At 67.1% G+C, this 24,672-nt stretch carries 21 protein-coding genes; 12 read left to right on the forward strand and 9 right to left on the reverse strand.

The window, feature by feature from the left end:
• The first annotated feature begins 12 nt into the window (after positions 1-12).
• Both BRSPCE3_RS27950 and ilvA read left to right on the forward strand, forming a co-directional pair.
• Positions 13-1,203, forward strand: coding sequence for a Xaa-Pro peptidase family protein (locus BRSPCE3_RS27950; protein ID WP_244069562.1), 1,191 nt, complete (start codon positions 13-15; stop codon positions 1,201-1,203).
• Between the two features lie 336 nt (positions 1,204-1,539).
• Positions 1,540-3,087 (forward strand): threonine ammonia-lyase, biosynthetic, encoded by a 1,548-nt coding sequence (ilvA, locus tag BRSPCE3_RS27955; protein ID WP_244069563.1) that lies wholly within the window; start codon positions 1,540-1,542, stop codon positions 3,085-3,087.
• 21 nt (positions 3,088-3,108) lie between these two features.
• Here ilvA and BRSPCE3_RS27960 read toward each other — a convergent pair whose 3' ends face one another.
• From BRSPCE3_RS27960 to BRSPCE3_RS27970, 3 genes are read right to left on the reverse strand one after another with little or no spacing between them, the layout of a single operon-like run.
• Positions 3,109-4,137 (reverse strand): class II aldolase/adducin family protein, encoded by a 1,029-nt coding sequence (locus tag BRSPCE3_RS27960; RefSeq protein WP_244069564.1) that lies wholly within the window; start codon positions 4,135-4,137, stop codon positions 3,109-3,111.
• A gap of 9 nt (positions 4,138-4,146) precedes the next feature.
• Positions 4,147-5,016 (reverse strand): TIGR01459 family HAD-type hydrolase, encoded by an 870-nt coding sequence (locus tag BRSPCE3_RS27965; protein ID WP_244069565.1) that lies wholly within the window; start codon positions 5,014-5,016, stop codon positions 4,147-4,149.
• Positions 5,013-6,293, reverse strand: coding sequence for an FGGY-family carbohydrate kinase (locus tag BRSPCE3_RS27970; RefSeq protein ID WP_244069566.1), 1,281 nt, complete (start codon positions 6,291-6,293; stop codon positions 5,013-5,015). Before BRSPCE3_RS27970 ends, BRSPCE3_RS27965 begins: the two co-directional genes overlap by 4 nt.
• Positions 6,294-6,427: 134 nt before the next feature.
• Here BRSPCE3_RS27970 and BRSPCE3_RS27975 point away from each other — a divergent pair, with 134 nt between their 5' ends.
• The 10 genes from BRSPCE3_RS27975 (at position 6,428) to BRSPCE3_RS28020 (ending at position 17,955) form a co-directional block, all read left to right on the forward strand.
• Positions 6,428-7,444: a sugar-binding transcriptional regulator gene (locus BRSPCE3_RS27975; protein ID WP_244069567.1), complete on the forward strand. Its 1,017-nt coding sequence runs from the start codon at positions 6,428-6,430 to the stop codon at positions 7,442-7,444.
• Between the two features lie 29 nt (positions 7,445-7,473).
• On the forward strand, positions 7,474-8,913 hold the full coding sequence (locus tag BRSPCE3_RS27980; protein ID WP_225645743.1) for an extracellular solute-binding protein: 1,440 nt from the start codon (positions 7,474-7,476) through the stop codon (positions 8,911-8,913).
• A gap of 116 nt (positions 8,914-9,029) precedes the next feature.
• The gene (locus BRSPCE3_RS27985; RefSeq protein WP_244069568.1) at positions 9,030-9,959 is read left to right on the forward strand and encodes a carbohydrate ABC transporter permease; all 930 of its coding nucleotides are present in this window, start codon (positions 9,030-9,032) and stop codon (positions 9,957-9,959) included.
• A 14-nt stretch (positions 9,960-9,973) separates the two neighbouring features.
• Entirely contained in the window at positions 9,974-10,831 is an 858-nt protein-coding gene (locus tag BRSPCE3_RS27990; RefSeq protein WP_244069569.1) for a carbohydrate ABC transporter permease, read from the forward strand.
• A gap of 4 nt (positions 10,832-10,835) precedes the next feature.
• A complete protein-coding gene (locus BRSPCE3_RS27995) occupies positions 10,836-11,933 on the forward strand; it encodes an ABC transporter ATP-binding protein (protein ID WP_244069570.1) in 1,098 nt (365 codons plus the stop codon).
• A 12-nt stretch (positions 11,934-11,945) separates the two neighbouring features.
• Positions 11,946-13,061 (forward strand): ABC transporter ATP-binding protein, encoded by a 1,116-nt coding sequence (locus BRSPCE3_RS28000; RefSeq protein ID WP_375709969.1) that lies wholly within the window; start codon positions 11,946-11,948, stop codon positions 13,059-13,061.
• Between the two features lie 2 nt (positions 13,062-13,063).
• Positions 13,064-14,644 (forward strand): FGGY-family carbohydrate kinase, encoded by a 1,581-nt coding sequence (locus BRSPCE3_RS28005; protein WP_244069571.1) that lies wholly within the window; start codon positions 13,064-13,066, stop codon positions 14,642-14,644.
• Positions 14,637-15,677 carry a 2-hydroxyacid dehydrogenase gene (locus BRSPCE3_RS28010; protein ID WP_244069572.1) on the forward strand — a complete coding sequence of 347 codons (1,041 nt, stop codon included), beginning with the start codon at positions 14,637-14,639 and terminating at the stop codon, positions 15,675-15,677. Before BRSPCE3_RS28005 ends, BRSPCE3_RS28010 begins: the two co-directional genes overlap by 8 nt.
• 35 nt (positions 15,678-15,712) lie before the next feature.
• A complete protein-coding gene (locus BRSPCE3_RS28015) occupies positions 15,713-16,441 on the forward strand; it encodes a class II aldolase/adducin family protein (protein ID WP_244069573.1) in 729 nt (242 codons plus the stop codon).
• Complete coding sequence (locus BRSPCE3_RS28020) at positions 16,438-17,955, forward strand: glycerol-3-phosphate dehydrogenase (RefSeq protein WP_244069574.1); 1,518 nt, start codon at positions 16,438-16,440, stop codon at positions 17,953-17,955. The genes BRSPCE3_RS28015 and BRSPCE3_RS28020 overlap by 4 nt, the downstream gene beginning before the upstream one ends.
• Here the strand turns inward: BRSPCE3_RS28020 and BRSPCE3_RS28025 are convergent.
• The 6 genes from BRSPCE3_RS28025 to BRSPCE3_RS28050 are packed head-to-tail and all read right to left on the reverse strand — an operon-like array spanning position 17,934 to position 24,648.
• Complete coding sequence (locus BRSPCE3_RS28025; protein ID WP_244069575.1) at positions 17,934-19,196, reverse strand: aspartate aminotransferase family protein; 1,263 nt, start codon at positions 19,194-19,196, stop codon at positions 17,934-17,936. The two genes, BRSPCE3_RS28020 and BRSPCE3_RS28025, sit on opposite strands and share 22 nt — an antisense overlap.
• Positions 19,197-19,200: 4 nt before the next feature.
• Positions 19,201-20,262: a phosphotransferase gene (locus BRSPCE3_RS28030; protein WP_244069577.1), complete on the reverse strand. Its 1,062-nt coding sequence runs from the start codon at positions 20,260-20,262 to the stop codon at positions 19,201-19,203.
• Positions 20,263-20,284: 22 nt separating this feature from the next.
• On the reverse strand, positions 20,285-21,214 hold the full coding sequence (locus tag BRSPCE3_RS28035) for a glyoxylate/hydroxypyruvate reductase A (protein WP_244069578.1): 930 nt from the start codon (positions 21,212-21,214) through the stop codon (positions 20,285-20,287).
• 3 nt (positions 21,215-21,217) lie between these two features.
• Positions 21,218-22,837: an ABC transporter ATP-binding protein gene (locus tag BRSPCE3_RS28040; RefSeq protein ID WP_244069579.1), complete on the reverse strand. Its 1,620-nt coding sequence runs from the start codon at positions 22,835-22,837 to the stop codon at positions 21,218-21,220.
• Between the two features lie 3 nt (positions 22,838-22,840).
• Positions 22,841-23,680 carry an ABC transporter permease gene (locus tag BRSPCE3_RS28045; protein ID WP_244069580.1) on the reverse strand — a complete coding sequence of 280 codons (840 nt, stop codon included), beginning with the start codon at positions 23,678-23,680 and terminating at the stop codon, positions 22,841-22,843.
• Complete coding sequence (locus BRSPCE3_RS28050; RefSeq protein WP_244069581.1) at positions 23,677-24,648, reverse strand: ABC transporter permease; 972 nt, start codon at positions 24,646-24,648, stop codon at positions 23,677-23,679. Before BRSPCE3_RS28050 ends, BRSPCE3_RS28045 begins: the two co-directional genes overlap by 4 nt.
• Between the last annotated feature and the right edge of the window lie 24 nt (positions 24,649-24,672).

The raw sequence follows: 24,672 nt of genomic DNA on the forward strand, positions 1-24,672 counted from the left end.
GAGGGGCATACCATGGATCATGCGCTCGACTCGATCGCAACGGCGGCGCCGTTCGATACGGCGAAGCTCGATCGGCTGATGGACGAGGCGGGGCTTGACGTTCTGATTGCCACCTCGCGTCACAACGTCCAGTACCTGCTCGGCGGATATCGTTTCTTCTTCTTCGACGTCATGGAGGCGATCGGCACCAGCCGCTATCTGCCGGTGTTCGTCTATCAGAAGGGGCATCCGGAGAATTCCATCTACGTCGGCAATCGGATGGAGAAGTTCGAGCATGAGCTCGGACGGATATCGGCACCGATCGTCAAGGCGGGCGCGTGGGGAACGCTCGATGCGATCGGCCTCGCGATCGATCATGTGAGAAAGCTCGGAGGCTCCGCCAAGCGCGTCGGCATCGAGGCCGGCTTCCTGCCGGCCGATGCCAGGGATCATCTGCGCGCCGGCCTTGGCGATGTCGAGCTCCGTGAGGCCCATTTCACGCTGGAACGGCTTCGTGCCGTCAAATCTGCCGCCGAACTGGACCTGATCAGGGAGGCGTCCGAACGGGTCGTCGATGCGATGATGGCCACGTTCAGGGGCTGTGCGCCGGGCATGACCAAGCACGATGTCGTCGCCCGTTTGCGCCGCGAGGAACAGGAGCGCGATCTCGTCTTCGAATATTGCCTGATTGCCGCGGGCAACAGCCATAACCGTGCGCCGTCGAACCAGCGTCTCGAAGAAGGCGACGTGATCTCGATCGATTCCGGCGGAAATTACCGGGGCTATATCGGCGACCTCAGCCGCATGGGCATTCTCGGCGAGCCCGACAGCGAGCTGCGCGAGTTGCTGCAGGAGATCGAGGACATCCAGCAGGTGGCCCGGCGTGCGATCCGGCCGGGCGTCATGGGTGGCGACGTCATTGCGGCGGGCGAGGCCGCCGTGAAAGCGTCTCCGCATCGCGCCGCGCTCGACTTCACCGCACACGGCATCGGGCTCGTCAGTCACGAAGCGCCGCGCCTCACCGCGACCGGCCCGGTGCCTTACGCGCCGTACGACGCCGACCGGCCGCTCGCATGCGGGATGGTGATCTCGATCGAAACCGCGCTGCTGCATCCGGCGCGCGGTTACATCAAGCTCGAGGACACCCTGATCGTCTCCGAGGTGGGCTGGGAGGCGCCCGGCGACCATGGCAGGGGATGGAATTCGGCACGTCTCATGGCGTGACGCGGGCAACGCCAGGGCTGCATCTTCGGCTGGGTCACCGATTCAGCCGCGGTGTCGGAGGTGGTCGCTGGCGGCCTTCGGAATATTAGAAATGTACCCCTGAGTTGCCCGACGTGTCAAGTGGCCCGGTCGACGGCGGCCGCCGCCGGCTACTGTGCATGGGGTTGTTTTCGATATTTTGGCAGCGGCGGTCTTTGCTTCACGCGAGCCTCCGGTCATGCGATGCTTCGAACTGGAAGCAGCGACCGGCTTCGTGCCGTCCGCTCGCCGGGTCGGCGCCGACGATGGTAAGGTGCAACCGATATCGATTGCGTTCCCATCGACAGAAGCGACCCGATGACTGCTGCCGCCAACGCGCTCCGCGACTACGCCCAAAGCATCCTGACCGCCCGTGTCTACGACGTGGCGGTCGAGACGCCGCTCGATCCGATGCCGCGGCTCTCGGAGCGCCTGTCGCGCGCCGTGCTGCTGAAGCGGGAGGATTTCCAGCCGATCTTCTCGTTCAAGCTTCGCGGCGCCTACAACAAGATCGTCAGGCTGCCGGATGCGCAGCGAAGACAAGGCGTAATCTGCGCGTCGGCCGGCAACCATGCCCAGGGTGTGGCGTTGTCGGCGCGCAAGCTCGGCATTCCCGCGACGATCGTGATGCCGCGGACGACACCCGCGATCAAGGTCGAGGCCGTCCGTCGTCTGGGCGGCGACGTGGTGCTGCATGGCGACACCTTCGACGATGCTCAAACCAAGGCCCGCGAGATCGAGGTCGCGCGCGGCCTGACCTTCGTGCATCCGTTCGACGATCCCGACGTGATTGCCGGCCAGGGCACCGTGGGGATGGAGATCCTGCGCCAGCATCCCGACACGATCGAGGCGATCTTCGTGCCGATCGGCGGCGGCGGGCTTGCGGCCGGCGTCGCCGCGTTCGTCAAGTTCCTCAACCCCGCGATCAAGGTCGTCGGTGTGGAACCGGCCGACGCGGCTTCGATGGCGGCGGCGCTCGCCAAGGGTGGCGTCGTCGCGCTGGATCAGGTCGGGCTGTTCGCCGACGGCGTCGCGGTCCGCAAGGTCGGCGCCGAGACGTTCCGGCTCTGCCGCGACCTGCTTGACGAGGTCGTCACCGTCGATACCGACGCGATGTGCGCGGCGATCAAGGATATCTTCGACGATGTGCGATCGGTGGCCGAGCCCTCGGGGGCATTGGCGCTTGCCGGGCTGAAGGCCTATGCCGAGCGCGGCGCGCTCAGCGACGGCAGCCTGATTGCCGTCAACAGCGGCGCCAATCTGAATTTCGACCGGCTGCGAACCATCGCCGACCGCGCCGAGGTCGGCGAACACCGCGAAGCGCTGCTCGCCGTGACGGTGCCGGAGAAGCCGGGCAGCTACCGGCACTTCATCCGCATCCTCGGTTCGCGGGCGATCACCGAATTCAATTACCGCTTTGCCGAGACCACCGCGCCGGCACAGCTGTTCGTCGGCATCGCGCTGAGCCGCGGCGAGGCCGAGAAGCGCGAAGTCATGGAGCTGCTGCGGCGCGAGGGCTATCCGATCCTGGATCTGAGCGAGAACGAGATGGCCAAGGACCATGTGCGCTACATGGTGGGCGGCCGCGCGCCGCTGCTCAAGGACGAGTTGATCTACCGCTTCGAGTTTCCGGAGCGCCCCGGCGCGTTGCTGACCTTCCTCGAGAGCCTGGCACCCGACTGGAACATTTCACTCTTCCACTACCGCAATCACGGCGCCGACTACGGGCGCATCCTGGCGGGAATCGAGGTCAAGCCGCAGGAGCGCACCCGGTTCGTTCAGGCGCTGGACGCGCTCGGTTATCCCTACTGGAACGAGAGCGAGAATCCGGCCTATCGCCTGTTCCTGTCGGCCGAGAAGGCGTGACGCTGCAGGCGGGGGCTGGCGTCAGCGATCGGCGGTCAGTTGCTGGCGATAGCGCTCGGCGTTCCAGTTGAGCAACGCATGCTCGTTCTCCGCCGTCAGATAGTTGACACGCGCGGTCAGCGGCAGGCGGCAGGTGACCAGTGCGAGACAGCTCAGCATGACTTCCGCGCCGTCGCTCGCGTCCTCGCGGAGCAGGCTGCCGATGCCGGGAACGAGGAGCGCCACCGGTGGCGCCAGCCCGTTCGCCGTGCTCCGCGCGATCATGACGTGCAGGCTCTCACGATGCTCCAGCACCGGCAGGCCCGGGCCCAGAAACACGACGTGATCGGGATAGAGCGAGCCGCTGGTCGCGATCGCACGGCTGTAGCGGTCGGTGGCAATGTCGTGGCCGCGCGGATCCTGCGGCAGGCGATAGGTCGTGCCGGCGCAGATCGCCCGGAGCGCGTCATGATCCGCGGCCGGCGCGCCACGCTGCTCCAGCGCGAGACGTTGCTCGACCTCGGCGACCAGCGCCTCCGCCGCGTCGCAGGTTTCTGCGCCAACCACCAGGCCGTGATTGCCGAGGACCAGCACGTCGGCCGCCTCCTGCGCGATCGCCGCGCCGACCGCGCGTGCGAGCGGCAGGCCTGGATGGTGATAATCGAGATAGTGCCAAGCCAGTCCGTCCAGCCGCCGGGCAAACTCGTCGCGGGCATCGGTTCGCACCGCCCATGCGATGGTGTTGACGGAATGGACGTGCAGCACGATCCGGTGCGGCATCAGCGCATGCAGCGAGGTCTCGATCGAGGCGCGCAGCGTCGTTCCGGCATTCGGCGCGAGCGGCACGCGTTCGTCGCCTTGGGCCAGTGCCGCACGCGCCGCCGACAGCGCGACCGGCACGAAGATCTCCCTGTCCTCGGCATCGGCCAGCCAGGTGCCTGACGCCTTCACCCACAGCACGTCGCCGTCCTTGACCGACGAATTACCGCCGGCGCCCTGCACCAGCAGGATGTTGCTGCCGATTCGTGCCGACATCCGGCGCAGTTCGTTGAGCGTTTCAGGCGGTCGCATCGGCTGTTCTCACCAGGTCAGACGGTCCATCGTCCAGTGCGGCATCCGCGCGGCTGCGCCGGCGACAGCCTTGATCGCCTGCGGCAGATCGCTCGCCTGCGACAGCGTCGCACGATGCGCGCCAGAGCCGATCAGCAGGGTCAACATCCCGGTGCTGCGGCCACCGGCAATATCGTGATCGAGGGAATCGCCGATCACGAGCATCCGTTCCGGCGGAGGATGTCCCAACTGATCGCGCGCGGCGGCGAACATCGGCGGATACGGCTTGCCGACGAACAGCACGGTGCCGCCGAGCGATTGATAGAATGCAGCGAGCGCGCCCGGCGCCGGGATCAGCCCCGCGACGCCGAACATCACGAGGTCGGGATTCGCGCACAGCATCGGCAGTCGCCGCGCGGTGGCCGCCGTCAGTCGCGCACGCCAGCGCTCGGGCTCGGCCGCGTCATCGTCGAGCCCGCCGAGCAGGATGAAATCGGCCTCACGGATGTCCGGGACCACCACGAGGTCGGTGCCGTCGACGATCGAGCGGTCGCCGTCGCGTGAAATCAGGAAGCAGGCGCGTCCGAGCTCGGCAAAGGGCGCCTGCTCGCGTGCATGCAGGCCGCGCCAGGTGACCTCGCCCGAGGACAACACGCCGTCATAGGCCTCCGGCGGCAGGCCGAGTGCCGCGAGGCGCCGCTGGTTGCTGCCGGCGCGCTTGCCGGAGTTGGAAAGGATCAGGATGCGCTTGCCGGCCTCACGCAGCCGCGCCACGCAATCCAGCGCTGCGGGGAACACCGCCATGCCTTCATGCAATGTGCCCCATTGGTCGAGCAGCACATGATCGAAGCGGTCGGCGATGACGTGAAGGCCGGCGATCGCGGTCGCATCGGCCGTCATGGCGGACCTCCGTTCAGCGCGAGCAGCGCGGCGCCATAGCTTGCTTCGGTCTGCTCGGCGACCGAGACCGGGACACCGAGCACGCGGTGTCTGATCCTGGTCCATGCATCGTTCTTGGCGCCGCCGCCGATCCCGATGACGCGGCGCAGATCCGGTGCACCGAGCCGCGCCAGCTGGCGGTAGGCGAGGGCCTCGACCGAGGCGATGCCTTCGAGCAGGCCCTGGAAGAAGCGGCAATCCTCCGCCGGGCGCGGCGTGATCCGCGCGGCCAGCGCAGGATCGGCGATCGGGAAGCGCTCGCCCGGTTTTGGCAGCGGATAGTAGTCGAGCCCGGTCGGCGCATCCGGCCTTACATGCGGCGTCAGGCGCTCCATCTCGTCGGCGCTGAAATGCATCAGCAGCGCGGCGCCGCCGGAGTTCGAGGCGCCGCCGGCGAGCCAGCGTTCGCCGAGCCGGTGCGAGTAGACGCCCTGGTCGGCCGCGAAGATCGGCTGGGTCGCAAGCTGCTTCACCACCAGCGTGGTGCCGAGCGAGGTGACGGCATCGCCCGGCTGGTCGGCTCGCGTCGCAATGAAGGCCGCAACGCCATCGGTGGTGCCAGCCGCGACATGGGCCGTGGCGGGCAGCCCGAGCGAGTGCGCGACCTGCGGATCCAGCTCGGAAAACGGCGTTCCCGGCACCAGCACCTCGGGAAGCAGATCGTCGCGCACGCCGAGCTGTTCGAGCCAGGAGGGCCAGGCGCGCGCGACCGGGTCGTAGCCGAGCTTCAGCGCGTTGTTCTCGTCGCTGATGCCATGATGGTTGGCGAGCCGGCCGGCGATCCAGTCGGCCTGATGAACGGCGTGGCGCGCATCGCCGACATAGCCGTCATTCTGAAGATAGAGCAGCTTGGCGAGCGCGCTGCTCGCGCCATGCGCGCCGCTCTCGCGCGGTGCGATCGCCGCCACGCGCGCCGCTTCACGGGTGGCGCGTGCATCATTGTACATCAGCCCCGGAGAGCAAGGGCGGCCGGCCGCATCGACCAGCAGCAGCGTGCCCGACGTGCCGTCGACGACGATGCGCGTGACGTCGCCGAGTGCGACGGTTTCGCCGAGCTTGCGAATGGCCGTCACTGTTGCCTGCCACCACAGCTCCGGGTTCTGGTCGATGGCGTTGCCGTCGACGCGCGGTGCCGGCAGTGCGGCTGATGCGAAGCCGCGGATGCCGGCCTGTGGATCGATCGCGCAGGCGCGGACGCCGCCGGTTCCGACATCGATGCCGAGAAACAAACCTCCCATCCGACTTCACCGCTCTCTGGTGCCTGCGCATCGACGTTGGTTGCGCTGCAGCACGTTTGGGGGATTGACGCCCCGCTCGGCCTCTGCAATTTTTTGCAGGACGTGAAGAAATTTGCAAGCGGACTTTTCCGGACATGGCTACCCCGCCCGACAGGCTGCCGGTGATCGACGGCGAGGCGTCGCTCGCGACGCGCGCGGCGTGGCTGTATTTCGCGGCGGGGCTGACCCAGTCGGAGGTCGCGGACCGCCTCAATATCCAGAGCACCAAGGCGCACCGCCTGATCGCGCGCGCCAGCCGCGAGGGCATGATCCGCGTCTTCGTCGAGGGACCGGTCGCCGAATGTGTCGCGCTGGAGAACGATCTCGCGCAGCGCTTCGGTCTTTCGTTCTGCCGCGTCGCGCCCGATCTCGGCGAAGGCGATTGGCCGCTGAAGGCGCTGGCACTGGAAGGCGCGAGCTTCCTGCGCCAGATCCTGGAGCGCGGCCAGGACAAGGTGATCGGCGTCGGCCATGGCCGCACGCTCGCCGCCGTCGTCGAGCAGATGCCGCAGACCCCGGCGCGCGACGCGCAATTCGTGTCGCTGCTCGGCGGATTGACGCGGAAATTCGCCGCCAATCCGTTCGACGTGATCCACAAGCTCGCCGAACGCACCGGCGCGGACGCCTATCTGTTGCCGGTGCCGGTGTTCGCCAATTCGGTCGCCGACCGCGCCGTGCTGATGCAGCAATTCGGCATCGCCGACGTGTTCGCGCTGGCGCGCAAGGCCTCGCTGCTGTTCGTCGGTATCGGCCAGGTCAGCCGCGACGGCTTTCTGGTGTCGAGCGGCATGATCAGGCCCGACGAGGTCGTCGAACTGAAGCGGGTCGGCGCCTGCGCCGACCTGCTTGGGCATTTCTTCAGCGCGGACGGAACGGTGCTGGACACCGACCTCTCGGCCCGCGCCACCTCGATGAGCATGCCCGATCTCAGGAAGCACCGGATCGTCGCCATCGCCGGCGGCCCGGCCAAGGTGACCGCACTGCGCGGGGTGCTGCGCAGCGGCGTGCTGCACGGCCTCATCATCGACGAGGTGACCGCAAAGGCGCTCGCAACAGACAAGCCGGAGACCACATCCGGCAAGGCAAGAAGCAAGACCCGGAAGGACACATAAAACAAAGCGTCAACAAGGAGAGGAAATACATGTTCGATCGCGAGAAGAATCTGTTCGACTCCTACGCTGCCAAACGCATCAGCCGCCGCGATCTCCTCGACGGCGCCGCCAAGCTCGGCATCGCGGGCATTGCCGCCAACGCCGCCTTTGCCTCCTCGATGTCGAAGGCGATGGCCGCGGATTTCAACTGGAAGGCCCAGAGCGGCAAGAGCGTCAAGCTGCTGCTCAACAAGCACCCTTACGTCGACGCGATGATCGGCGACATCGAGGCGTTCAAGTCGCTCACCGGCATGAACGTCACCTACGACATCTTCCCGGAGGACGTCTATTTCGACAAGGTGACCGCGGCGCTGTCGTCGAAGTCGGACCAGTACGACGCCTTCATGACCGGCGCCTACATGACCTGGACCTACGGTCCGGCGGGCTGGATCGAGGACCTCAACACCTACATCAAGGATCCCGCCAAGACCAACCCGGCCTTCGCCTGGGACGACGTGTTGCCCGGCCTGCGCGCCTCCACGGCGTGGGACGGCGTCGCCGGCTCCGAGCTCGGCTCGGGCAAGGCCAAGCAGTGGTGCATCCCGTGGGGCTATGAGCTCAACAACATCACCTACAACCGCAACGTCTTCGACAAGGTCGGCGTCAAGCCGCCGAAAAACCTCGACGAGATGCTGGAGGTCGCGGCCAAGATCACCAAGGACGCCGGCGGACCTTACGGCGTCGGCGTGCGCGGCTCGCGGTCCTGGGCGACCATCCATCCCGGCTTCCTGTCGGCCTATTCGAACTTCGGCCAGAAGGATTTTGTGATGGAGGGCGGCAAGCTGAAGGCCGCGATGAACACCAAGGCCTCGAAGGATTTTCACGACAAGTGGGTCAAGATGATCCAGACCTCCGGCCCGAAGAACTGGTCGACCTACACCTGGTACCAGGTCGGCACCGATCTCGGCGCCGGCGCCTCCGGCATGATCTTCGACGCCGACATTCTCGGCTACTTCATGAATGGCGGCGACAACAAGGAGAAGGGGCATCTCGGCTACGCGCCGTTTGCGGCCAATCCGGCCGCCAAGGCGCCGACTCCGAATGTCTGGATCTGGTCGCTCGCGATGTCGAGCTTCTCCAAGCAGAAGGACGCCGCCTGGCTGTTCATGCAATGGGCTGCGTCCGTCGAGCATGATCTGTTCGGTGCGCGCAAGATGGACTTCGTCAACCCGGTGCGCGCATCGGTGTGGAAGGACAGTGAGTTCCGCGACCGGATCGCGAAATCCTATCCCGGCTATCTCGAGCAGCACGACATGTCGTCGCCCGGCGCCAAGATCTACTTCACGGCGCAGCCGCTGTTCTTCGACCTCACGACCGAATGGGCCGCCTCGCTGCAGAAGATGGTGGCCAAGGAGGTCAGCGTCGACGAAGGACTCGACAAGCTCGCCGACAGCATCAACCGCCAGCTCAAGCAGGCCGGTCTCGGCTGACCGATCAACTGTGCGGTGCAAATCCCCCGCACCGCACCCATCCGCCGGCTCGGACTCTTGTCCCGTCCGAGCCGGCGGCGTTTGCCAGCGGAGCGCGATCTCTTATCATCATGAGCATGGTCCAACTTCTCCAGACGAACGCGCAGGCAGCGCCGGCCAAGCCAAGGCCGCGCGTGCGTCTGTTGCCCTATCTGCTCAGCCTGCCGGCGTTGCTCGTCTGCGTGGCGATCCTGGTTCCGTTCGTGACCGCGGCGGTCTATTCGCTGCAGCGCTACCGGCTGAACCTGCCCTATCTGCGCGGCTTCATCGGCGCGGGCAATTACATCGACTTCCTGACCGATCCGGCGTTCTGGAATACGCTCCAGATCTCGATCACCTATACGGCGGTGACGGTCGTGGTCGAGCTGCTGCTTGGTCTCGGCATCGCGCTGCTGCTGCGGCGGCCGACCCGCTTCCACAACGCGGTGTCGATCATGCTGCTGCTGCCGCTGATGACGGCGCCGGCGATCGCCGCGCTGATGTGGAAGCTGATGACCAATCCGAGCTTCGGTATCCTGTCCTATTTCGTGGGCCTGTTCGGCGTCACCGATTTCAAATGGGCGTCCGATCCGTCGACGGCGTTGTTCACGGTCGTGCTGGTCGACGTCTGGGTCTACACGCCCTTCATCATGATCCTGCTGCTGGCAGGCCTGCGCTCTTTGCCGCGGCAACCGTTCGAGGCCGCGGCACTCGACGGCGTACCGGCGAGTTTCGTGTTTTTCCGCATCACGCTGCCGATGCTGGCGCCCTACATCATCACGGCGTCGCTGTTCCGGCTGCTCGATTCGATCCAGCAGTTCGATATCATCTATGCGATGACGCAGGGCGGGCCGGGTGACCGGCTGATGGTGTTCCAGGTGCAGGCCTATCTGGAATTCTTCCAGTACACCAATGTCGGCAGGTCGGCGGCGCTGCTGATGATCCTCTGGTTGATCACCAACATCCTGTCCAACATCTTCATCAAGAACTGGCTGCGGTTGCGCGCGCGTGCGCACGGCCACGCGTGACGGGGAGGGGCGCGATGGAACATTCCAGCCTTGCCGGTCGCATCTTCCGCGGCGTGGCGCTCTCGCTGATCCTGATCTTCTTCATGTTTCCGATCGTCTGGATCTTCCTGATGTCGTTCCAGAACAACGATCAGATCTTGCGGATTCCGCCGCGGATCCTGTTCGAGCCGACGCTCGCGAATTACGAGGCGCTGATCTCCGGCCAGCTGCGTACCGCAGCCGGCAATCTGCAGATCTCGTTCATGCGCAACCTGTTCAACAGCGTGGTGCTGTCGAGCGCGGCGGTGCTGCTGGCGCTGCTGCTCGGCGTGCCTGCAGCCTACGCCTTTGCGCGCTTCAAATTCCGTCTCGGCGAGACCATCGCCTTCACGCTGCTGTCGTTCCGCTTCGCGCCGCCGCTGCTCGTGCTGCTGCCGCTCTCGCTGTACTACCAGGAGCTCGGACTCAACGACACCTACTTCGGCATCGTCTGGGTCTATCAGTTGATCGCGCTGCCGTTGATCCTATGGATCGTGCGCGGCTATTTCGAGGATATCAGCCCTGACATCGAGCACGCCTACCGGCTGGCCGGTCACTCCTGGCGCGAGGCCTTCACCCGGATCGCGGTGCCGCTGGCCGGACCGGGGATCGCCGCGGCGGGGCTGCTGTCGTTCATCTTCTGCTGGAACAATTTCGTCTTCGCCCTGATCCTGGCTTCCGCGGACAAGCAGCCGGTGACGGTCGGCGCGCTCGCTTTCGTCACCGCGTCTGGAATCCAGTACGGCCAGATCGCGGCGGCGATCGTGCTGTCGGTGACGCCGACCCTGCTGCTTGCGCTCTATGCGCAGCGCTATCTGGTCGAGGGGCTCTCGCTCGGCGCGGTGAAAGGCTGACCGGATGGCACGTCTCGAGATCAATTCGGTGAGCAAGGCATTCGGTGCGGCACGGCCCGCCGATGGGCTGTCGCTGGCGGTCGAGCCCGGCGAGATCGTGGCGGTGTTCGGGCCCTCCGGCAGCGGCAAGACCGTGCTGCTGCGCATGATCGCGGGCATGTTCGAACCGGACGACGGCGACATTACCGTCGGCGGCCGCTCGGTGGTCGGTGCGCCGCCGGAGCGGCGCGGCATCGGCATGGCGTTCCAGAATTTTGCCCTGTTTCCGCACATGACGGCGCGCGACAATATCGCGAGCGGCCTGCGTGCCGGCGGCAACGAAGTCGCGAGCCGGGTTGCCGCGATCAGCAAGCTGCTCAAGATCGAGCACGTGCTCGGCCACACGCCGCGCGAATTGTCGAACGGGCAGAAGCAGCGGACCGCGCTGGCGCGGGCGCTGATCGGCAATCCGGACGTGCTGCTGCTCGACGATCCCTTGCGCAACGTCGACGCCAAGCTGCGCTACGAGATGCGGCTCGAGCTGCCGAACCTGCTGCGGCGCGGAACTGCCGCGGTGCTCTACGTGACCCAGGACTATCGCGAGGCGATGGCGATCGCCGACCGCATTGCGGTGCTGATCGACGGCCGGCTCGCCCAGGTCGCGACACCGGCCGATATCTATGCCCAGCCGGCGTCGGTCGCGATCGCGCGCCTGTTCGGTGATCCCACCATCAATCTTGCCGAGGTTTCGCCGGTCGCGGAACACGGCATGCTGTCGGCCATGGTCGCCGGCGCCAGGATGCGGGTCGGTGCCGCCGATGGTCTGGCGTCTCTCGGTGCATGCTGGCTGGGCGTCCGGCCGGAGGATCTGGTGGTGTCGTCTGCATCCGCTGACGACGCCATCCCGGCGCGCATCCTCGCGATCACGCCGATGCACGAGAAGGCGGTGCTGCTGCTCCGTCTCGCCGATGGAACGGAATGGCTGGCGGCGCTGCCGCCGGATGCGCCGCAAGGTGCCGCCGACGATGGCGTGTTCGTCCGCTTCGCCCCGGATGCGGCGATGCTGTTCGATCGCGCGACCGGGCTGCGGATCGGGCCGTCGCACCGGCTCAAGGCGGCATAGGAGCGGATGGTCATGGACATGCTCGAGCTTCGAGGCATCGACAAGGTCTACCGCAGCCGCGGCAAGCCGCCGGTGCATGCGGTGCGCGCGCTCGACATGGCGGTCGAGAAGGGCGAGATCGTCGCGCTGTTGGGATCGTCGGGTTGCGGCAAGACCTCGACCTTGCGCATGATCGCGGGGTTCGAGGACGTCTCGGCGGGGTCGATCGCGCTCGGCGGGCGGCGGATCCACGAGCTGCCGCCGGCCCGGCGCAAGGTCGCGATGGCCTTCGAGGGCTACTCGCTCTATCCGCCGCTCACCGTCCGCGAGAACATCGCGTTCGCGCTGAAATCCGCCCAGCTGTCGCGCAGCGAGGTGACGCGTCGCGTCGAAGAGATCGCCCGCCTGGTCGAGATCGAGGACATTCTCGACGGCTATCCGCGCGCGATCTCCGGCGGCCAGCAACAGCGCGTGTCGCTGGCGCGGGCGCTGGTGCGTGACGCCGACCTCTATCTGCTCGACGAGCCGATGGGGCAGCTCGAACCGCAGCTGCGCGCGGTGCTGCGCGGCCGCATCAAGAGCCTGCTCGCCGAGCGCGGCATGACCGCGATCTTCGTCACCCACGACCAGACCGAAGCCAGCGCGCTCGCCGACCGCATTGCGGTGATGGAAGGCGGCGTGCTGCAGCAATTCGCCAGCGAAAAGGAGCTGAAGGGCCGGCCGGCGAATTTGTTCGTCGCGAGCTTCATCGGCGAGCCGCCGATGAACCTGCTCGACGCCGAGGTGACGCGGTCGGATGGCGGCTTTCGCCTGTCGGTCGGAACCGACATGGGCTTCAACATCGGCGGCGCCGGGCTCGACAACGCTGCGGCAAAGGCGCTCGCGGGCACGCCGCAGGTGCGGATCGGGATTCGTCCGCAGAAGGTCGCGGTCGGGACCGGTGACGTCAGGGTCAAGGTCGTCTCCAACCAGTGGCTCGGCGACCAGTCGCATGTCGCCGGCGACTGCGGCGGCCGGATGCTGATCGCGGTGACGCCGGGCCGCGTCGCCGCGCGTCCGGGCGACACGATTCAGTTCGCGCTGGAGCCGCATCACCTGCACATCTTCGGCAGCGACGGAAGCTGCATTCGTCATGCGGAGGTGTCGTGACAATGACCGCCTCCGCAAGCCGCGACGTCATCATCGGCATCGATGCCGGCACTTCGCTGATCAAGGCGGTGGCGTTCACGCTGACCGGCGAGCAGCTTGCCGATGTCTCGCAGCCGAATGCGTATAGCAGCCTGGCGGGCGGCCATGTCGAGCAGGACATGGCGCGGACCTGGACCGATACGGTGGCGGTCATCCGCGCGCTCGCGAAGTCTGTGCCCGACCTGTCCGCGCGGATCGCGGCGATCGCGGTGACCGGGCAGGGCGACGGCACCTGGCTGATCGATGACGACGGCCGGCCGGTTGCGCCGGCGCTGCTGTGGCTCGATTCGCGCGCCGGACGGCTGGTCGAGGAGATCCGCGCCAGCGAGCGCAACGCGGCGCTCTACCGCCGCACCGGCTCCGGGCTCAATGCCTGCCAGCAGGGGCCGCAACTGGTGTGGCTGCAAGCGCACCTGCCCGATACGATTGCCAGGGCGACCACAGCCTTCCACTGCAAGGACTGGCTTTACTTCCTGCTCACCGGCGAGCGCGCCACGGATCCGTCGGAAGCCACGTTCTCCTGCGGCGATTTCCGCAAGCGCGGCTTCGATGCCGAGACCGCGCGGCTGATCGGGATCGCCGAGCTGACGCGCCTGTTCCCGCCGGTCGTCGATGGGGCGGTCATGACGCATCCGCTCAGCGCCGCGGCCGCCATCGAGATCGGCCTGCCGGAAGGCGTGCCGGTCTGCCTCGGCTATGTGGATGTGATCTGCAACGCGCTCGGCGCCGGGCTTTACGATCCGTCGCCTGACGTCGGCTGCACCATCATCGGCTCGACCGGTATGCATATGCGTCTGGTCTCCAGCGCAGATGCGGTGACGCTGAATCGCGAGGCAACCGGCTACACCATGGCGTTCCCGGTGCCGGGTCACTATGCGCAGATGCAGTCCAACATGGCCGCGACGCTGAACATCGATTGGATGCTCGACCTTGCATGCGACCTGCTGGCGGCGGAAGGCGTGACGCGCACGCGCACTGAGTTGATCCGCCGGCTAGACGATCAAGTGCTGCGGGCCAAGCCCGGCGAGGTGCTGTTCCACCCTTTCATCTCGGATGCCGGCGAGCGGGGTCCGTTCGTCGCGCATGAGGCCAGCGCGCAATTCTTCGGCCTGCGCTCGCGCCATCGCTACGGCGATCTGATGCGCGGTGTGATGGAGGGCCTGGCCTTCGCCGCGCGGGATTGCTACGCAGCGATGGGCTCGCTGCCGCGCGACGTCCGGATCACGGGCGGTGCGGCGAAGAGCCGTGCGCTTGGCGCCATCCTCGGTGCCGCGCTGGATTGTGACGTCCGGATCTGCAGCCGTGCCGAGGCCGGCGCGGCGGGAGCAGCGATGATCGCGGCGGTGGCGATCGATGCCTATCCCGACATGCGCGCCTGCGCCGGACAGTGGGTGACGCCGCATCTGAGCGTTCCGCAATCGCCTGACGCAGCGCTTGCAAAGCGCTACGCCAGCATCTTCCCGACCTATCTCGATGCAAGGCTGGCGTCGCGGCCGGTCTGGAAGCAACTTGCCGCACTGCGCGCCGGAGGCGACCATGTCTAGATCCATCGCCATCATCGGCGACCGCTTCATGCTGCCCTCGGTGTTTGCCGACCACATCCGGACCGCCTGCGGCAATGGCGTCCATCTCCGCACCCTGGAGCAGCCCTGGCCGGACGAGCCGATGGAGCACGGCTATGCCGGCTCGAAGCTCGATGGCCTGAAGGAATTCATGGGCCAGCCGGACGAGATCATCGGCTTCATCGGCGATGCCGAGTTGCTCGTTACCCATTTGGCGCCGATCTCGCGCTCGATGCTGGAGCGGCTGCCGAAGCTGAAGTTCATCGCGGTGTCGCGGGGCGGGCCGGTCAATATCGACATGGAGGCGGCGCGCGATCATGACGTGCTGGTGGTCAACACGCCCGGCCGCAACGCGAGCGCGGTGGCGGAGTTCACCATCGGCGCCATTCTCGCCGAGACGCGGCTGATCCGCAGCGGCCATGAGGCATTGCGCGGCGGGGAATGGCGCGGCGATCTCTATCGCGCCGACCGCACCGGGCGCGAGCTCGGCGAGATGACGGTCGGCATTGTCGGCTACGGCGCGATCGGCAGCCGCGTGGCCAAGCTGCTGAAGGCCTTCGGCTGCAAGATCCTGGTCGCCGATCCCTATGTCCAGCTCAGCGTCCAGGACCGCAATGACGGCATCGAGCATGTCGCGATCGGTGAACTGCTCGGCCGCGCGGACGTCGTCACGCTGCACGCCCGGGTCACGCCCGAGACCACCCGCTTCATCGGGCGCGACGCGCTGGCGCGGATCAAGCCGGGTGCGTTCCTGATCAACACCGCGCGGGGGCCGCTGGTCGACTACGAGGCGCTGCACGATGCGCTGGCATCGGGGCATCTCGGCGGCGCCATGCTCGACACGTTCGCGGTCGAGCCGGTCCCTGCGGACTGGCCGCTGCTACGGCTCCCCAACGTCACGCTGACGCCGCACATCGCCGGCGCCTCCGTGCGTACCGTTACCGTGGCCGCCGAGCAGGCGGCCGAAGAGGTTCGCCGCTTCCTGGCCGGCGAGCCGCCGCGCAATCCGTGCTGAAGAGGCAATTCGTGTTGAAGGGAAAGGCAGTCCGTATGACCCGTGAGGAACGACAATTGCGCGAGGCGATCATTGCCAAGTGCCGATGGATGAACGCGTCGGGTCTCAACCAGGGGACATCAGGCAACATCTCCGCCCGCTACAAGGACCGGATGCTGATCACGCCGTCGGCGACGCCCTACGATTCGATGAAGCCGGAGATGATCGCGTCGATGCCGCTCGAGGGCGACTATGGCAGCTGGGAGGGGCCGCTGCAGCCGTCCACCGAATGGCGCTTCCATCTCGACATCACCCGTGCCCGGCCCGATGTCGGCGCCATCGTCCACACCCACTCGACCTATGCGACGGTGCTCGCGATCGCGCGCAAGCCGATCCCGGCCTGCCACTACATGATGGCGGCGTTCGGCGGCACCGATATCCGCTGCGCCGGCTATGCGCGCTACGGCACCAAGGAATTGTCGGATCATGCGATCTCGGCGCTGGAAGGCCGCAACGGCTGCCTGCTCGCCAATCACGGCATGATCGCGCTCGGCGCCAATCTCGACAAGGCGATGTGGCTCGCCGTCGAGCTCGAGACCATCGCGCGGCAGTACTACCTCTCGCTCGCACTCGAATCGCGGATCATCCTGAGCGACGAGGAGATTGCCGACACCGCCAAGGGGTTCTCCACCTATGGCTTGCAGGCGCCGAAGCCGAGCAAGGCCCGCGCCACGGCCAAGGCGGCGCCGCGCCGCGCCGAGAAACGGCGCAGCAGCAAACGATGACGGGCGCTGCGCCGGTCGCAGGCACCGATCACGGGCTGGTCGATATCGCTGTCATCGGTGGCGGCATCAACGGTGCCGGCATCGCCCGCGACGCCGCCGGCCGCGGGCTGAAGGTGCTGCTCTGCGAGAAGGATGATTTCGCCGAAGGTACTTCGTCGCGTTCCGGCAAGCTGATCCATGGTGGGCTGCGCTATCTCGAATATTACGAGTTCCGCCTGGTGCGCGAGGCGCTGATCGAGCGCGAGGTGCTGCTCGCGTCCGCGCCGCACATCATCTGGCCGATGCGCTTCGTGTTGCCGCATTCGCCGGAGCAGCGGCCGGCCTGGCTGGTCCGCACCGGGCTGTTGCTCTACGACCATCTCGGCGGCCGCAAGCAGCTGCCGGCGAGCCGCAGCCTGGACCTGTCGCGGGCGCCCGAGGGCGCGCCGCTACACCAGGAGTTCAGGCGAGGCTTCGAATATTCGGATTGCTGGGTCGATGACAGCAGGCTGGTGATCCTCAATCTGATCGATGCCGCGCAGAACGGCGCGCGCATCCTGCCGCGCATGCGGGCGATGCGTGCACGCCGCGACGGCGAGACCTGGCTGCTGGAGATGCAGGGCGACGATGGCACGACGCAGGTGGTGCGGTCGCGCGCGCTGGTCAACGCCGCCGGGCCGTGGGTTCAGGATGTCATCCAGGGCGTGGCCGGACTGAACTCCGCCCAGAGCGTGCGGCTGGTCAAGGGCAGCCACATCGTGGTGCCGAAATTCTGGGATGGGCCGCAGGCCTATCTGCTGCAAAACACCGATCGCCGCGTGATCTTCGTCAATCCCTATGAGGACGACCTCGCGTTGATCGGCACCACCGACATTCCCTATCAGGGCCGTGCCGAGGACGTCGCGATCGGCGAGGACGAGACCGATTATCTGTTGCAGGTGTTGCGGCGCTATTTCCGGACGCCGCCGCAGGCGAGCGAGATCGTGCATGCGTTCTCCGGCGTCCGGCCGCTCTACGACGACAACGCCGACAATCCGTCGGCGGTGACACGCGATTATGTGTTCGAGGTTCACGGCGAGGGCGCGCCGCCGCTGCTGTCGATCTTCGGTGGCAAGATCACGACCTACCGCCGGCTGGCCGAGCAGGCGCTGCAGCGCCTCGCGCCGTGGTTTCCGAAGCTGTTGCCGGCCTGGACCGCAGCCCGGCCACTGCCCGGCGGCGACATCGGCGGCAGCTTCGACGATTTCTCGAATCGGCTGGCACGCGACTATCCCGATCTGCCGCGAACGCTGGTCCATCACTATGCCCGTCTCTATGGGACACGCGCGCGCGACCTGCTGGGGCCGGCCCGCATCATCGCCGATCTCGGCCGTCATTTCGGCGGTGACTTCTACGAAGGCGAAGCGCTGTATCTCCGCGATACGGAGTGGGCAAAAAGGCCGGCCGACTTCCTGGACCGGCGCACCAAGCACGGCCTGCATCTGACGCCGGCACAGCGGCTCGCGTTCGAGGGTTATATCTCCTGCAGCGCCTGATCGAGCGTCTCGACCAACAGGTCGGTGTGCTCCGAGCCGAATGTAAGCGGCGGACGAATCTTCAGCACATTGGCACCGGGACCGGCGGCGCTGATCAGGACGCCCCGGCGGCGCATCGCGTTGACCAGTTTCGCCGTCTCGGCAACGGCGGGTGCTCCGCCGCGGCGGAGCTCGACGCCGATGAACAGTCCGGCACCGCGAACCTCCGCGATGAGCTCATGCTTCGCGCGCAGCGCGGTGAGCCGCGTGCGCAAATCGGTGCCGGTACGCCTGGCATTCTCGATCAGGCTTTCCCGCTCGATCACGTCGAGCACGGCCATGCCGGCGGCGGCGGATACGGGATTGCCGCCGAAGGTGTTGAAATAGCGCGAGCGGGCGCCGAACTCCTTCAGCAACTCGGGCCGCGCGGCCATCGCCGCGATCGGATGGCCGTTGCCCATCGGCTTGCCCATCGTGACCATGTCGGGAATGACGTCGTGGCGGGCAAAGCCCCACATGCCCTCTCCGCAGCGGCCGAAGCCGGGCTGCACCTCGTCAGCGATGAACAGCGCGCCAGCCGCGCGTGTGGCCTCGACCGCCGGCCGCAGGAAGCCGGGCGGATCGGCGAACACGCCGTCGCTGGAGAAGATCGTATCGACCAGCAGCGCGGCCGGTCGGATGCCGCTGCGTGCCATATCGGCGAATGCGGCACGGACGCCGCTTGCGAAGATCTCGCCTGTTTCATCGCCGGCGGACTGCGGCGCCGGCACCAGCCGGACATGGGGGGCGGTCGGCTCGGGCAGGCCGAGCGACGGCGACAACTCGGCGAGCGCGCCGGTGACGCCGTGATAGGCGGTCCGGGTGACGACGACGCCGGTTCCTCCCGTACAGGTGCGGGCGACGCGGAGCGCCAGATCGTTGGCCTCGCTGCCGGTGCAGGTGAACATCGCCTGGCCGATCTCGGCCGGAAAGGTCGCGAGCAGCCGCTCGGCGTAGTCGAGGATGGTCTCGTGCAAATAGCGGGTGTGGGTGTTGAGCACCGCGGCCTGCCGCGCGATCGCCTCGATGACATGCGGATGGCAGTGGCCGACGCAGGCGACGTTGTTGTAGGCGTCGAGATAGCGGTTGCCTGCGGCGTCGTGCAGCCAGACCCCTTCGCCGCGCACCACATGCACTGGCTGCTCGTAGAACAGCCGGTAGGCGGGCCCGAGCAGACGGTTTCTGCGTGCGATCAGCTCCTGGGTCGAGGTTTCGGCCGGCATTGTGTCACTCTCCCTGGCAGGCACGCTCGATCTGCCGCGCGGCTTCCGTTCGCGTCAGTGTTGCGATCCGGGCGAGCCGGGCCGACGCCTGCCTGTTGTTGCGCAGAATATACCCGCTGTTCTCCGGATAGCGAACGGCCCTGATGTTGCTGATCACGATCGTCATGACCATGCGGGTCGCGATCAGGTCGAACAGGATGCCGCGCTCGCGCGACTCGAGCGGCGAGACCGCGTGATAGGCCGCAACCAGATCGAGCGCCGGCGCCAGCGGATCGTCGCTGTCGGTCACCTGATAGGCCGCCGCGATTGCCAGATCATTGATCCGGGCCGTCGCGGTCAGGTCGCCGAAATCGATGATGCCGCAGACGCGCGTCTGCGAGTCCGCGTCGACGACGATGTTGTGCGGGTTGAGATCGTTATGCAGGGGCTGCCGTGGAAGCTGCGCCAGCACAGGTGCGGCGTCGGTCTCGAAATGGTCGAGGACGCGCGCGACGAGGTCGCGCTGGGCAGGTGGGACCGCGTCGAGCAGCGGCCGCAGTTCGACGGCATGCTGGATGTCCCAGAGCAGCTTGTGGCCGGCTCCGGGATGGACGAAATCGCGCAGCGCAAGGGCGAGCCGCGCCGCGCACTGGCCGACATCGCGGCGCAACGCCGCTGATGGCGGCGCCTGATGCATCGGCGTTCCCGCGAGGAACGTCAGCAGCCGCACCACCCTTGTCGAGCCGTCGTCGAAGCGGATGTCGAGCTCGGCCGCGCCATCCTGCGCCGGAGTGACGCGCGGAATCGGCAGCAGCGGATCACGGTCCGCGACGTGGCGCAGCGCTTCGGTCTGTAGATTGGTGACGGCGCGGTCTTCAGTGGGATTGGCGATCTTGAGGACGTATTCGAGCCCGTCTGGTGTGCGCAGCCGGAAATTCTGGTCCCGCTCGCTGTCGAGCCGGCGGATCTCGGCCGACAGGCCGTAATGCTCGCTGACAAGCTTCTGCGCCTGCGCCTCCGTGATCGGCCCCGCGGCGCGCAGCCCGTCGAGCGGGTGCGCGGCATCGGCGGACGAACGGTTCTGCATCTGACGTGGCTCCGTGTCGCAATCAATAGCCGCGTGCGCGGTCGATCGCATGCGGCGGACGCCGTCCGGCGCGGATCGCATCCGCGGTCGTCGCAAGCGTGGTTGCGACGGCGCTCACACTGACATCGCTGGCGTCGTGCGGGGTGATGGCGATCCGCGGATGATGCCAGAACGGATGCGCCTTGGGCAACGGCTCGGTCGCGAACACGTCGAGCGCAGCTCCTGACAGCTGGCCGCTGTCGAGTGCGGCGAGCAGATCGTCCTCCACCAGATGCTCGCCGCGGCCGACCTGGATCAGGTAGCCGCCGCGGCGCATCCGGCCGAACAGGTCGTGATCGAGGATGTTGCGCGTCTCTACAGTCAGCGGCAGCAGATTGACCAGCACCTCGGTCTCGCCGAGCATCGCGGCAAGCCCGGCCGGGCCGTGGAAACTGCGGCCCGCCGATGAAATGGCCTTGGCGGTCCGGCTCCAGGACATCACGGGAAAGCCGAGATGGGCGAGGTCGACGGCGACGCGACGGCCGATCTCGCCATTGCCGAGGATGCCGACCGGAACGTCCTGCGTGCGTCGTTGCGCGCGGCGCTGCCAGATCCGGTCGCGCTGCTGGGCGCTGAAGGCGGCAAAGCCGCGCTGATGCCCGATTGCATGCCAGGCGATGAAGCCTGACATCATCTGCCCCTGGCCGGGATCGACCACGCGCACCACGTCGACGCCGGGCGGCAGGCTCGGGCACGCCATGATGTTGTCGACGCCGGCGGCGATCGAGCACACCGCCTGCAGGTCCGGATAGCGTGCGAACGCGTCGTCGGGCGGATGCCAGGCCAGAGCGAGACGTATATCCGCGGCCCCGCCGGCATGATCGACCACCTCGAGCTGCGGCGCAATGCGCGCCAGCTCCGCGCCGAAATAGTCGCGCAGATCGAGGCTGCTGCTGATCAGGACGCAACGCATTTGTCAGGCCGCACGCGATGAGGAGATCTGGCCGGGCACCGCGGCGAGCAGCTCGCGGGTGTAGGGATGCTCGGGCGCCGAGAACAGCGCCGCGGTCGGCTTCAGCTCGACGATTACGCCGCGCTGCATCACCGCGATGCGGTCGCAGATCTGCGCCGCCACCCGCAGGTCGTGGGTGATGAACAGCATCGACAGGCCGAGCCGCGCCTTGAGGTCTTCCAGCAGGTTCAGCACCTGCGCCTGTACCGAGACATCGAGCGCCGAGACGGCTTCGTCGGCAACGATGATTTCCGGCTCGAGCGCCAGCGCGCGGGCGATGCCGATGCGCTGGCGCTGGCCGCCGGAGAATTCGTGCGGATAGCGTTCCATCGCGCTGGCGTTCAGGCCGACGAGGCCGAGCAGTTCGGCGGCACGCTGACGTGCGACCGCCGGCTCGGTGCCGTGGGCGATCGGCCCGTCGGCGATGATGTTGCCGACCTTGCGGCGCGGGTTGAGCGAGGCGAACGGATCCTGGAAGATCATCTGGATGCGGCTGCGCTGCTTGCGCAGCGCGCGGCCGGCGATCCGGGTGAAATCGGTGTCGCCGAGCCGCACCGTGCCCTGGTCGGGCTCGATCAGCCGCATCACGAGCCGGGCGACGGACGATTTGCCGGAGCCGGATTCGCCGACCAGGCCGACGGTCTCGCCTTGCAGGATATCGAAATTGACCTGCTTCGCGGCCTGCACCCGGCGTTCCGGCTGCAACCAGCCGCCGCCGCTGACATAGGTCTTGTCGAGGCCAACCACTTCGACGGCCCTGGCGCGATCCGCGAGCGGCGCGCGCGATGGCGGCTGCATCGAGGGCACGGCGGCGAGCAGCGCCTTCGTGTAGGGATGTTGCGGCCGGCGCAACACGTCATCGGCCGCGCCCTGTTCAACCACCTTGCCGTGCTGGAGCACGACGACGCGATCGGCGATATCGGAAACGACGCCGAAATCGTGGGTGATGAACATGACCGCCATGTTGCGGCGGCGCTGCAGGTCGCGGATCAGCTCGAGGATCTGCGCCTGGGTGGTGACGTCGAGCGCGGTGGTCGGCTCGTCGGCCACCAGCACGGCCGGCTCCAGCGCGAGCGCCATCGCGATCATGGCGCGCTGGCGCTGACCGCCCGACAGCTGATGCGGGTAGGCGCGCACCGTGCGTTCGGGTTCAGGCAGGCCGACCTCACGCAGCAGCTGCAACGCCTTCTGCTTGCGTTGCCGCGGCGTCAGCAGATCGTGCGCCTCGAACATCTCGGCGATCTGGTCGCCGATCCGCATCAGGGGATTGAGCGCGGTCATCGGCTCCTGGAACACCATCGCGATATGGCGGCCGCGCAACGCAAGCCAGCCGGCGTCGTCGAGAGTGAGCAGGTTCCGGCCGTCATAGGCGATCTCGCCGGCTTCGCGGCTGATGGTGTCCGGCAACAGCCCCATCAGCGCATGTGCGCACATCGATTTGCCGGAGGCGGACTCGCCGACCACGCAGAGGATCTTGCCGGGCACGAGATCGAAGGAGACGCCGTCGACGGCGTAGGGGCGGTCGGAGCCGGACGGCAGCGCGAGCTTCAGGTTCCTGATCGAAACGGTTGTCGCGGCGGACATGCGTCAACGTCCTTCCTTGTTGAGGCGCGGGTTAAGCGCGTCGTTGAGTCCTTCGCCGATCAGGTTCAGCGCCAGCACCGAGAGCAGGATCGCGACGCCGGGGAACAGCGTGATCCACCAGGCCTGACGGATCACGGTGCGGCCGGCGCCGACCATGTAGCCCCAGGACATCAGATTGGGATCGCCGAGGCCGAGAAAGGAGAGCGAGGATTCCAGCAGGATCGCGGTCGCAACCATCAGCGAGGCCAGCACGATCACTGGCGACAGCGCATTGGGCAGGATCTCGCGCCAGATGATCCAGCTGTGGCTCTGTCCGGTGACGATCGCGGCCTGGACATATTCGCGGGTGCGCAGCGACAGCACCTCGCCGCGGACCAGGCGCGCCACCGGCGGCCAGCTCACGATCGCGATTGCCAGCACGATCGAGACGATCGAGGGCTGCAGGATCGCGACCAGCACGATGGCGAGCGCGAAGCTCGGCACGGTCTGGAAGAATTCGGTGAAGCGCATCAGGGCGTCGCCGATCTTGCCGCCGAAATAGCCGGCCAGCGCCCCGACGGGAATTCCGACCGCAAGCGCGGCCATGGTCGAGACCAGGCCGACCAGCAGCGAGACACGGGCGCCATGGATGATGCCGGCGAGCACGTCACGGCCAAGTGCATCGGTGCCGAGCGGCAGGCCGGACACCGTGAACGGCGGCAGGAACGGCCGCTGCACCATACGCCAGGGCGAGGTGGGAAACAGCAGCGGTCCGAAGATTGCGATCGCGATCGCCAGCAGCAGGATCACGAGACCGATCGCGCCGCCGGGGTTGCGCAGCATGGTGCGCCAGAACTTGCTCATGACGCGAACTCGATGCGGGGATCGACCGAGCGGTAGATCAGGTCGGTGATCAGGTTGAAGGCGAGCACCATCGCCGAGCACACCACAAAGACGCCGAGCAGCAGATTGTAGTCGCGCTGCAGCAGCGCCTCGTACATCAGGCGGCCGATGCCGGGCCATGCGAACACGGTTTCGGTGAGCACGGCGCCGCCGACCAGCGTGCCGGCCTGCAAGCCTGCCAGCGTCACCACCGGCAGCAGCGCGTTGCGCAGCACGTGGCGGCGCTGGATCACGGCGTCGCGCAGGCCCTTGGCGCGCGCAGTCTTGACGAAGTCGTGCCGCTGCACCTCGAGCATCGAGGCGCGGGTCATCCGGGCATAGGTGGCCATGAAGAACAGGCCCATCGTCGTCGCCGGCAGAATCAGATGAGCGCCGACGTCGAGCACATGGGCGAGACCGGTGTAATTGGCGCCGACGGTCTCGTAACCGAAGCTCGGCAGCCAATCCATCGAGACCGAGAACAGAAGGATTGCCATCAGCGCCACCCAGAACAATGGAGTGGCATAGAAGATCAGCGCCAGGATCGTGATCGCGGTATCGGCCCAGGTGCCGGCAAAGCGCGCGGCCAGCGTTCCGAACAGGACGCCGAACAGCAGCGAGATCGCGAATGCGGTGCCGGTCAGCAGCAGCGTCGCCGGCAGCCGCTCGGCGATCAGCTTGGCGACCGGCATCTGCTGGCGGAACGAGAAGCCGAGATCGAGCGTCACGACGCCCTTGACGTAGCGGTAGAGCTGAACCGGCAGCGGCTGGTCGAGCCCGAACTTCTCGCGCAACTGCGCGACGAAGATCTGGTCGCTGGCGCCCGCCTCGCCCGCCATCACCATCGCCGGATCGCCGGGCGCCATGCGGATCAGCATGAAGTTGAAGACCACGATCGCGAGCAGCACGACCACGGCCTTGGCAAGTCGCTGGGCAATGAAAGAGAGCATGGGTGACGTCGTTGCGTTCGAGGA

The sequence above is a fragment of the Bradyrhizobium sp. Ce-3 genome (assembly GCF_022835695.1).
GTDB lineage: Bacteria > Pseudomonadota > Alphaproteobacteria > Rhizobiales > Xanthobacteraceae > Bradyrhizobium.